We start from the raw sequence: 9,250 nt of genomic DNA, 5'->3' as shown, positions 1-9,250 counted from the left end.
TCTGACGACGGTGGCGACACTTCCTTACTGGCGACTGTCGGGGTTCTATCTTTTCTATTTCGCCTTGCTGGGGGCTACGGCGCCGTTTCTGGCGCTGTACTTCCATCACCTCGGGTATTCCAGTGCGCGAATCGGCGAGCTGGTAGCCATCCCGATGCTGATGCGCTGCGTGGCGCCCAATCTGTGGGGCTGGCTGGGGGACTACACCGGCCAGCGCCTGCTGATCGTGCGTCTGGGTGCGCTCTGTACCTTGCTCAGCTTTGCCCTGATCTTTGTCAGCCAGAGCTACGCCTGGCTGGCGCTGGTCATGGCGCTGCATGCGTTCTTCTGGCACGCCGTGCTGCCGCAGTTCGAAGTCATCACCTTTGCCCATTTGCGCGAGCAACCCGAGCGTTACAGCCAGATTCGCCTGTGGGGTTCGATTGGTTTCATCCTGGCCGTGGTGATTTTGGGGCGGTTGTTCGAGTGGTTGAGCCTGGACATCTACCCGTTAGCGCTGATCGTGGTCATGGCCGGGATTGTGTTGTGCAGCCTGTGGGTGCCCAATGCTCAGCCCTCCAGCCAGGGGTGTGCGCCCATAGCAGGCGGATTTTTAAAGCAGCTGCGCAGTCCGGGCGTGCTGGCGTTTTATGCTTGCGTCGCATTGATGCAAATGAGCCACGGGCCGTATTACACATTCCTCACCCTGCACCTCGAAGATCTGGGCTACAGCCGGGGCGTGATTGGCTTGCTCTGGGCCCTGGGGGTGGTGGCTGAAGTGCTGATGTTCCTGGCCATGCGCCGCATCCTGCTCAAGTTTTCGGTGCGCCGGGTGTTGATGTTCAGTTTTGCGCTGGCCGCCTTGCGGTGGCTGCTGCTGGGGTCTTTCGCCGAGCATTTGTGGGTCTTGCTGCTGGCGCAGGTTCTGCACGCGGCCACCTTCGGCAGTTTCCACGCATCGGCCATGACCTTCGTGCAGCGCAGTTTCGCCCCGGGTCAGCAAGGGCAGGGCCAGGCCCTGTATGCCACGCTGGCGGGTATCGGGGGCGCGGTCGGCGCGTTGTACGCCGGTTACAGCTGGAACACGCTGGGCCCCACTATCACCTTTAGTATGGCGAGCGTCGCAGCGCTGGCCGCAGCCGTTATCATTGCAACCCGACTGCAAGAGGACAGGCCATGAGCCTTACCCGTGAACATCTGAGCCTGGAAATTATTGAAGCCGGGCGCTTTTTATATGGACGTGGCTGGTCGCCGGCCACCAGCAGCAACTATTCGACCCGGCTTTCGGCCACCCAGGCGCTGCTTACAGTGTCGGGCAAGCACAAGGGGCAGCTGGGGCCGGACGATGTGCTCGCCACCGACCTGTCGGGCAACAGCCTTGAGCCCGGCAAAAAGCCTTCCGCCGAAACGTTGCTGCATACCCAGCTTTACAGCTGGCGCCCCGAAATCGGCGCGGTGCTGCATACCCATTCGGTCAATGCCACGGTGCTGTCACGCCTTACCCCGGGCGACAGCATCGAGTTTGAAGACTACGAACTGCAAAAAGCCTTTAGTGGCGTTTCGACCCATGAGTCGAAGGTGCGGGTGCCCATTTTTGACAATGATCAGGACATCACGCGCCTGGCCGCCAAGGTCCAGCCGTGGCTTGATGCGCACCCTGACTGCGTGGGCTATCTGATTCGCGGTCATGGCCTGTACACCTGGGGCGCACGCATGAGCGACGCCTTGCGCCAGATTGAAGCCTTCGAGTTTCTGTTTGAATGCGAACTGAAAACCCGCGCTGTACTCAATCGTTAACGCTGACTTCACCGTGAAGAAGCTCACAACCAGATTTGAACGGTCTGCCTGAACGGCCTGTAAAAGCCGAATGTGCGCCGAAGCCGAGGAACCACGCCCCATGAGCAGTCTGTCCGTTTATCACGTATCGAGCCCGGAATTACCGAACAAGGTACTGACCCACTTTGATGACATCGCATCCACCCTGGCCGAGCAGGGCGTGCGCTTTGACCGTTGGCAGGCCGCAGCACCGATCCAGCCGGGTGCCAGCCAGGAAGAAGTGATCAATGCCTACCGTGTCCAGATTGATCGTCTGATGAGCGAACGCGGCTATGTCACTGTTGATGTGATCAGCCTTGACCGCGATCACCCGCAAAAAGCCGAGTTGCGCGCCAAGTTTCTTGATGAGCATCGTCATGGCGAAGATGAAGTGCGCTTTTTCGTCGCCGGGCGTGGGCTGTTTACGCTGCACATCGGTGATTATGTCTACGCAGTGCTCTGCGAAAAGAACGACCTGATTTCCGTACCTGCCGGCACGCCGCACTGGTTTGACATGGGCGAGCACCCGCATTTTGTCGCCATCCGGCTGTTCAATAACCCTGAGGGCTGGGTTGCGAACTTTACGGGCGAAGACATCGCCAGCCGCTTCCCGCGCCTCGAAGATTAAGGACACCCCATGCCGATCAAAGCCATCCTGACCGATATCGAAGGCACCACCAGCGCGGTCAGCTTCGTGTTTGACGTGTTGTTCCCCTATGCGGCCAAACACTTGCCCGAGTTTGTTCGCCAGCACGCCGAAGAGCCTGAAGTGGCCCTGCAACTGGGGGCGGTGCGCCTGGACAGCGGCGAGCCCGAAGCGGATGTGGAGCGCGTCATCGAGATCCTGCAACAATGGATTGCCGAGGATCGCAAGGCTACGCCGCTCAAGGCGTTGCAGGGCATGATCTGGAAGCAGGGTTACGAGGCGGGCGAGTTAAAAGGCCATGTTTACCCGGATGCGGTGCAGGCACTGCAGGCGTGGCACGAAAAGGGGTACGACCTGTATGTCTACTCTTCAGGCTCGATTCAGGCCCAGCAGCTGATTTTCGGGTGTTCTGAGGCGGGTGACCTGAGGCCGCTGTTCAGCGGTTATTTTGATACCACGTCGGGCCCCAAGCGCGAGGCGCAGTCGTATCGGCACATTATGGAAGCCATTGGCTGCCCGGCCGGCAAGATCCTGTTTTTGTCCGACATCGTCGAAGAGCTGGATGCGGCACAGGCGGCGGGCATGCAGACCTGCGGCCTGGCCCGCGAGGGCGGTGAGCTGGCGGGTCATAAAACCGTGAGCAGTTTTGCCGAGATCGATCCCGCAGGGCTGTAATCAAGTACTGATGTACCGCACAACAAAAAGCCAGCAATCGCTGGCTTTTTGTTGTGCGGCTTTCAGTATCAGCGGGTGTGATAGGTCGGCAGGGCGAAGCGGTGCTGGCTTTGCAGCAGCGAAATCGTTGGCAGCTCACTGGCCGTGCCGGCCAGGTCGCGGCGAATTGCGCTGATTGCCCAGGTCAGTTGCTCGGCAGTGTGTAACTGCGCGTAAGAAATTGAGCGCTGGGTCTGCTTGCCGTCGCTGTCACACAGGGTCAGCAGCACGCCGCCGTCTGGGCGGGGTTTGACGGTGACAGTGTGGTTCGAAAACAGCGATGCGAATTTTTCTTGGATCAGGCTCATGTGTGTCAGCTCCATTAGCTCATGAAGGGCTTGCATGGAGTAGAGGTTGCAGTGATTGTGCCACTATCGATTTTTTAAAAAGTCGTTATAAATCAATATGTTATATTTTATGATAAATGTTTGAGTCGTGCATTCTGCATGAATGGCCATCGTGCATCCTGCATTTTGCCCAATCCATGGGTGGGTGCGCCGGCTGATTGATTGTCTCTATGACCATCTTGAGCAAAAAAGGGATGACACATCTGCCGCGTCTCAGGAAACTAGGTTTCTTTGTACCGAACGTGGAGCCTTACATGTCAGACGACAAGCCAGCCAACCAAAACCGGCAGATGAGCCCTGAAGAGGCCGCCGACTTTGCCGAGCAGGTGTTCAACAAGGCGCGCGATGGCGATGCCGCGATGCTGGCAGCTCTGCTGAGCAAGGGTTTGCCGGCCAATTTGCGCAATCAGAAGGGCGATACCTTGCTGATGCTGGCCAGTTATCACGGGCACGTCGAGGCGGTCAAAGTGTTGCTTGAGCACAATGCCGACCCCGAGATCCGCAACGACAACGGCCAAAGCCCGATTGCCGGTGCAGCGTTCAAAGGTGACCTGCAGATGGTCAAAACCCTGGTTGAAGGCGGTGCGCAAGTAGAAGGCGCTTCGTTTGACGGCCGTACTGCGTTGATGATGGCCGCGATGTTCAACCGCGCCGAAATCGTTGACTACCTGATCAGCAAGGGTGCCGATCCAAAAGCCAAGGATGCCAATGGCATTACTGCCCTGGATGCAGCCAAGACCATGGGCGCCACCGATACCACGGCTCAGCTCGAGAAGTTGTTGGGTTGATTGCCCCTTGAGGCGCGCAATTGATATATCCTGCGCGCCCTCAATTTTCCTTGTGACAGGCCTTGCCCATGAAAACCACTCTCGTTGAACTCATCAGCAAAATCAGCTCTGGGTGCATGGGCGACGACGAAATCGCCAGGGTTGCGGATGAGGCTGCTCAAGCCTACGCAGATCAAGATGCATTTCTGGCAGCCAACCCTGACATCAACTACGACGATAGCTTCCCAATCCCGCTGGGCGAGTGGGTAGTGGTTGGCAGCCTCCCCGAAACGGTGTTGTTCCAGGCTGACACCTATATGGACCTGTTTGCGCAGATCGTCGCCTCGTTTGGCCCGGATGTAGCGTTCAACATCAAGCCCAAGCAGCTCGCCAAAACAGAGGCGCTGACGGCGCTTAACCGGATCCAGATCCAGATGGGCAGCATGAGCCCGACTCACGGCGGCTATGTACTGCTGAACCTGAGCCAGCCGCTGGATGATGAAATTCAAGTGGTGCTGGTCTACGGCAATGACGTGCCTCGCGTGCTGGAGCTGTGCGCCGAAGTCGGCATTGCTGCTGCACCCTCGCTGGAAGCCTTGAAGGTAGCCGTTCACGTCTGACCGCGGGCCCGCGTAATAAAAAGCGGAACCCTGGCCGCAGCTGACTATCCTATGTGCACAAGTACTCACTAGGGAGCGTCATCATGGGTTCAACTTTCAATGGTCTGATCGGTCTGATTATTTTGGCCCTGGATATCTGGGCCATCATCAACGTGCTTAAAAGCGGTGCCGGGACCGGGGCGAAAATCCTCTGGGTGTTGCTGATTATCCTCCTGCCGGTGCTGGGGCTGGTTATCTGGGCCATTGCCGGGCCGCGGGGCAATGTACGGATTTAGGCCGCTGATCGGCGGGCAGCGATGAAAAATCATGGCTGCCCGCCGAGTTTGTAAGCGTCAAGGTTCGACCTGTCATGCTCCTCGACGTAGAATGCGCGCCTTTCTTGGGCAGTTGAACCTGTGTCGCGATAGCGGTGTGCGGTTTGGCTGTCGATCATGGGCGGGTGACCGTCCGTTGCCACCAGCATTCAAGGGGACTACCCATGACCGAATTGCTTAAAACCGACTATCTCGAAACACTTTACGAAGGCTATGGCCAGCGCTTCCGCATGGACAAGCTGCTCCATGAAGTGCGTACCGAGCACCAGCATCTGGTGATTTTCGAAAACCCGGTCATGGGCCGTGTGATGGCGCTGGACGGTGTGATTCAGACCACCGAAGCCGATGAATTCATCTACCACGAAATGCTGACCCATGTGCCGATCCTGGCCCATGGCGCCGTCAAGCGCGTGCTGATCATTGGCGGCGGCGATGGCGGCATGCTGCGTGAAGTGACCAAGCACATTGGCATTGAGCACATCACCATGGTCGAGATCGACGGCACGGTGGTGGACATGTGCAAAGAGTTCCTGCCCAACCATTCCAAGGGTGCCTACGACGATCCACGCCTGAACCTGGTGATCGACGACGGCATGCGTTTTGTGGCCACCACCGAAGAAAAATTCGACGTGATCATCTCGGACTCCACCGACCCGATCGGGCCGGGCGAAGTGCTGTTCTCCGAGAACTTCTACCAGGCCTGCCATCGCTGCCTGAATGAAGGCGGTGTGCTGGTGACTCAGAACGGCACACCGTTCATGCAGTTGCAAGAAGTGCAGACCACGGCAGGGCGCATGCGCAGCCTGTTCGCCGACTGGCATTTCTATCAGGCGGCGGTACCGACTTACATCGGTGGCGCGATGACGTTCGCCTGGGGCTCCACCGATGCGAGCTATCGCAAGCTGGCGCTTGAGACGCTGCGTCAGCGTTTCGCCGGTAGCGGTATCGTGACCCGTTACTACAATCCTGAAGTTCATATAGGCGCTTTCGCATTGCCGCAATATGTTTTGCAGGCTGTGAACAAGCCAAGCAACGATTGAGATCCTGCTAGCGCAAGAAAGGGCCGTAAGGCCCTTTCTTATGTTTCAAAATGTGCTCTGTACGAAATTTTCACGGTCTATTCAAGACAATTCGCACGCAAAATTTCGGCTGAATACTAATCCAACTTGAACCAATGGGTCCTAAAACGACATGGCAATCCCGGACGCCCCAAAACAACAGCACGCGGCCACGCGTATGTTGCAACCGACTGTCAAATCGCATCTGGCGTTTACGCTGCTCTGTGCCTTGATCATGATGGTGATGTTCACCCTGCTGCGGGTGGCATTGCTGGTTTACAACCGGGAAATGATCCTCGATACCCCGGCATCGACCTTCCTTGAAGCATTCGCCAACGGTCTGCGCTTTGACCTGCGAGTCGTGGTGTATCTCAGCATCCCTCTGCTGTTGGCACTGCTCAGTGTCAAGGCAATGGCCATGCGCGGCGTGTTGCGCTTCTGGCTGACGGCCGCTTCCAGCCTGGCGCTGTTTCTGGGCCTGATGGAGATGGACTTCTATCGTGAGTTCCATCAACGCCTGAACGGTCTGGTTTTCCAGTACGTGAAGGAAGACCCGAAAACCGTGATGAGCATGCTTTGGTATGGCTTTCCGGTGGTGCGTTACCTGTTGTCATGGGCCGTTGGCACCATCATTTTGTACTTTGCATTTCGTGGCGCTGACCGCGTAACCCGTTCGCACGCCAAGGCGACTACTGCAGGCGCTTCTCGCCCGGTGGCGCCATGGTATGGCCGTGTTGCCGTGTTCATGGTGCTGTTGCTGGTGTGTGTGGTGGCTGCTCGCGGCACCCTGCGTCAGGGGCCTCCGCTGCGCTGGGGTGATGCCTACACAACCGACTCCAACTTCGCTAACCAGTTGGGCCTTAACGGTTCACTGTCGCTGATTGCTGCCGCGAAAAGCCGCTTTGGTGACGATCGCACCAACATCTGGAAGGCGACCCTGGAACAGCCGAAGGCTCAGCAGACTGTGCGCGATATGCTGCTGACCGAGAACGACAAGCTGGTCGATCCGGACACGGCTGCTGTGCGTCGTGATACCACGCCGCCTGCGGAAAAAACCCTGCCGATCAAGAATGTTGTCGTGATTCTGATGGAAAGCTTCGCCGGTCACTCGGTGGGTGCGCTGGGTCGTCCGGGCAATATCACGCCGCACTTCGACAGCTTGTCGAAAGAAGGCTTGCTGTTTGATCGCTTCTTCTCCAACGGTACCCATACCCACCAGGGCATGTTTGCCACCATGGCCTGCTTCCCGAACCTGCCAGGTTTCGAATACCTGATGCAGACCCCGGAAGGCAGCCACAAGCTGTCCGGCCTGCCGGAACTGCTCAGTGCCCGCAAGTTCGATGACGTGTATGTCTACAACGGCGATTTCGCATGGGACAACCAGTCAGGTTTCTTCAGCAACCAGGGCATGACCACCTTTGTAGGTCGTAACGACTTCGTTGATCCGGTGTTCTCTGATCCTACGTGGGGCGTGTCCGACCAGGACATGTTCAACCGTGGCCTGGAAGAACTGAAAAAGCGTGAAGGCAAAGAGCCTTTCTATGCGCTGCTGCAAACCCTGTCCAACCACACGCCGTATGCCTTGCCTACGCCGTTGCCGGTTGAGCCGGTGACTGATCGTGGTTCGCTCAACGAGCATTTGACCGCCATGCGTTATTCAGACTGGGCGTTGGGCCAGTTCTTCGAAAAAGCGCGTAAAGAGCCTTACTTCAAGGAAACCCTGTTTGTGGTGGTCGGTGACCACGGCTTCGGCAACGAGCAGCAGATTTCCGAGATGGACCTTGGGCGCTTCAACGTTCCATTGCTGCTGATCGGTCCTGGCATCCAGGAGAAGTTCGGGCAGCGTAATGACACCGTGGGCACTCAGGTCGACATCGTGCCGACCATCATGGGCCGCCTGGGTGGCGAGTTCCGTCAGCAATGCTGGGGGCGTGACCTGCTGACCCTGCCTGAAGGCGACAAGGGCAGCGGTGTAATCAAGCCGTCCGGCAGTGATCAGACCGTGGCGATCATCAGTGGTGACCACTTGCTGGTGCAACCCAAGGATATGCCGGCCAAGGTTTGGCAATACACCCTGGGCGCCAACCCTGAAGCCAAAGTGGTAACCGATTCGCCGGATGAGGCCGAGCTGAAGAAAAAGCTCGAATCCTTCCTGCAAACCGCTACCAAGAGCCTGCTTGATAACACCGCAGGTGTGGCTGATCCGAAGTAATCAGCCATGTGAATAAAAAAGAGGCCTCAGGGCCTCTTTTTTATTGCGTCACCGGCGTCAGATCTTGCCGAGCAAAAGCAATATCAACAGCACTACCAGCACGGTCCCGATAATGCCTGAGGGGCCATACCCCCAGCTTTTTGAGTGTGGGAACACAGGCAGTCCACCGACTAACAGCAAAATAAGAATGATCAGAAGTATTGTGGTCATAAGCATTTCCTTTTTGATGTGTTCCGCTAACGAGCAGTTCTTACGGAGCGCCGCTTGAGGATCAGGGATGGGCAGTGCTTATAAAGTCCGACTCTGCGGGCCGGTGGAAAATTCAACTTTTATTCGTGCGGGCTTAAAAGTACTTCGGCCTTGATCGGCGACAGGCCCGCAGGTAGGGTGGCGCGCTGCACATTGGGAGACGCCGCGGATGCTCAACTACGTTTGGTTTTTTTTGGCAGCCCTGTTTGAAATTGCAGGTTGCTACGGGTTTTGGATGTGGCTGCGCCAGGGCAAAAGTGCCTGGTGGGCATTGCCGGCCGTTGTCAGCCTGGTGCTGTTTGCCCTGCTCCTGACCAAAGTCGAAGCTGCCTATGCCGGGCGTGCTTATGCTGCTTATGGCGGGATCTACATTGTGACGTCCATCGCCTGGCTGGCAGTCGTGGAGCGTATCCGGCCGCTGGGCTCTGACTGGATCGGGGTTGGGCTGTGCGTGATCGGTGCAACCATCATCTTGCTGGGCCCGCGCTTTTCGAGCCCATAAAGTATTGTTTGCCAGTTAGGTTGTAGG

General features: G+C 57.4%; 12 protein-coding genes. 10 read left to right on the top strand and 2 right to left on the bottom strand.

All coding sequences use genetic code 11. The annotated features are described in order from the left end of the window. The first annotated feature begins 10 nt into the window (after window positions 1-10). The 4 genes from ACZRMS_RS07410 to mtnC all read left to right on the top strand — a co-directional run bounded on the left by ACZRMS_RS07410 (window position 11) and on the right by mtnC (window position 3,115). Window positions 11-1,159 (top strand): MFS transporter, encoded by a 1,149-nt coding sequence (locus tag ACZRMS_RS07410; protein ID WP_463994763.1) that lies wholly within the window; start codon window positions 11-13, stop codon window positions 1,157-1,159. After that, window positions 1,156-1,776, top strand: a complete 621-nt coding sequence (locus ACZRMS_RS07405) for a methylthioribulose 1-phosphate dehydratase (RefSeq protein WP_463994762.1) — start codon at window positions 1,156-1,158, stop codon at window positions 1,774-1,776. Before ACZRMS_RS07410 ends, ACZRMS_RS07405 begins: the two co-directional genes overlap by 4 nt. Window positions 1,777-1,876: 100 nt before the next feature. After that, window positions 1,877-2,422: a 1,2-dihydroxy-3-keto-5-methylthiopentene dioxygenase gene (locus tag ACZRMS_RS07400; RefSeq protein ID WP_463994761.1), complete on the top strand. Its 546-nt coding sequence runs from the start codon at window positions 1,877-1,879 to the stop codon at window positions 2,420-2,422. A 9-nt stretch (window positions 2,423-2,431) separates the two neighbouring features. Then, window positions 2,432-3,115: an acireductone synthase gene (gene mtnC / locus ACZRMS_RS07395; RefSeq protein WP_463994760.1), complete on the top strand. Its 684-nt coding sequence runs from the start codon at window positions 2,432-2,434 to the stop codon at window positions 3,113-3,115. A 68-nt stretch (window positions 3,116-3,183) separates the two neighbouring features. On the opposite strand, the gene ACZRMS_RS07390 is transcribed toward mtnC, so the two are convergent. Further along, on the bottom strand, window positions 3,184-3,462 hold the full coding sequence (locus ACZRMS_RS07390; RefSeq protein WP_048360840.1) for a DUF3509 domain-containing protein: 279 nt from the start codon (window positions 3,460-3,462) through the stop codon (window positions 3,184-3,186). A 293-nt stretch (window positions 3,463-3,755) separates the two neighbouring features. On the opposite strand from ACZRMS_RS07390, the gene ACZRMS_RS07385 reads away from it, so the two are divergent. The 5 genes from ACZRMS_RS07385 (at window position 3,756) to ACZRMS_RS07365 (ending at window position 8,472) form a co-directional block, all read left to right on the top strand. Then, on the top strand, window positions 3,756-4,289 hold the full coding sequence (locus tag ACZRMS_RS07385; RefSeq protein ID WP_048360841.1) for an ankyrin repeat domain-containing protein: 534 nt from the start codon (window positions 3,756-3,758) through the stop codon (window positions 4,287-4,289). A 68-nt stretch (window positions 4,290-4,357) separates the two neighbouring features. Further along, a complete protein-coding gene (locus tag ACZRMS_RS07380; RefSeq protein ID WP_463994759.1) occupies window positions 4,358-4,888 on the top strand; it encodes a hypothetical protein in 531 nt (176 codons plus the stop codon). A gap of 83 nt (window positions 4,889-4,971) precedes the next feature. Further along, window positions 4,972-5,163 (top strand): PLDc N-terminal domain-containing protein, encoded by a 192-nt coding sequence (locus ACZRMS_RS07375; RefSeq protein WP_463994758.1) that lies wholly within the window; start codon window positions 4,972-4,974, stop codon window positions 5,161-5,163. 203 nt (window positions 5,164-5,366) lie between these two features. Beyond that, window positions 5,367-6,242: a polyamine aminopropyltransferase gene (gene speE, locus ACZRMS_RS07370; protein WP_463994757.1), complete on the top strand. Its 876-nt coding sequence runs from the start codon at window positions 5,367-5,369 to the stop codon at window positions 6,240-6,242. A gap of 151 nt (window positions 6,243-6,393) precedes the next feature. Then, window positions 6,394-8,472 carry an LTA synthase family protein gene (locus tag ACZRMS_RS07365; protein WP_463994756.1) on the top strand — a complete coding sequence of 693 codons (2,079 nt, stop codon included), beginning with the start codon at window positions 6,394-6,396 and terminating at the stop codon, window positions 8,470-8,472. 57 nt (window positions 8,473-8,529) lie between these two features. Here the strand turns inward: ACZRMS_RS07365 and ACZRMS_RS07360 are convergent, their stop codons facing one another. Beyond that, window positions 8,530-8,688, bottom strand: a complete 159-nt coding sequence (locus ACZRMS_RS07360; protein WP_463994755.1) for a DUF3309 family protein — start codon at window positions 8,686-8,688, stop codon at window positions 8,530-8,532. Window positions 8,689-8,890: 202 nt separating this feature from the next. On the opposite strand from ACZRMS_RS07360, the gene ACZRMS_RS07355 reads away from it, so the two are divergent. Next, the gene (locus ACZRMS_RS07355; protein ID WP_463994754.1) at window positions 8,891-9,223 is read left to right on the top strand and encodes a YnfA family protein; all 333 of its coding nucleotides are present in this window, start codon (window positions 8,891-8,893) and stop codon (window positions 9,221-9,223) included. Window positions 9,224-9,250 lie beyond the last annotated feature (27 nt).

Source organism: Pseudomonas sp. B424 (assembly GCF_055408345.1).
This window is presented reverse-complemented; position numbering and strand designations above follow the sequence as displayed.

Coding starts and splice junctions, on each gene's coding strand:
- ACZRMS_RS07405 (WP_463994762.1), top strand. CDS start 1,156: ATGAGCCTTACCCGTGAACATCTGAGCCTGGAAATTATTGAAGCCGGG.
- ACZRMS_RS07400 (WP_463994761.1), top strand. CDS start 1,877: ATGAGCAGTCTGTCCGTTTATCACGTATCGAGCCCGGAATTACCGAAC.
- mtnC (WP_463994760.1), top strand. CDS start 2,432: ATGCCGATCAAAGCCATCCTGACCGATATCGAAGGCACCACCAGCGCG.
- ACZRMS_RS07390 (WP_048360840.1), bottom strand. CDS start 3,462: ATGAGCCTGATCCAAGAAAAATTCGCATCGCTGTTTTCGAACCACACT.
- ACZRMS_RS07385 (WP_048360841.1), top strand. CDS start 3,756: ATGTCAGACGACAAGCCAGCCAACCAAAACCGGCAGATGAGCCCTGAA.
- ACZRMS_RS07380 (WP_463994759.1), top strand. CDS start 4,358: ATGAAAACCACTCTCGTTGAACTCATCAGCAAAATCAGCTCTGGGTGC.
- ACZRMS_RS07375 (WP_463994758.1), top strand. CDS start 4,972: ATGGGTTCAACTTTCAATGGTCTGATCGGTCTGATTATTTTGGCCCTG.
- speE (WP_463994757.1), top strand. CDS start 5,367: ATGACCGAATTGCTTAAAACCGACTATCTCGAAACACTTTACGAAGGC.
- ACZRMS_RS07365 (WP_463994756.1), top strand. CDS start 6,394: ATGGCAATCCCGGACGCCCCAAAACAACAGCACGCGGCCACGCGTATG.
- ACZRMS_RS07360 (WP_463994755.1), bottom strand. CDS start 8,688: ATGCTTATGACCACAATACTTCTGATCATTCTTATTTTGCTGTTAGTC.
- ACZRMS_RS07355 (WP_463994754.1), top strand. CDS start 8,891: ATGCTCAACTACGTTTGGTTTTTTTTGGCAGCCCTGTTTGAAATTGCA.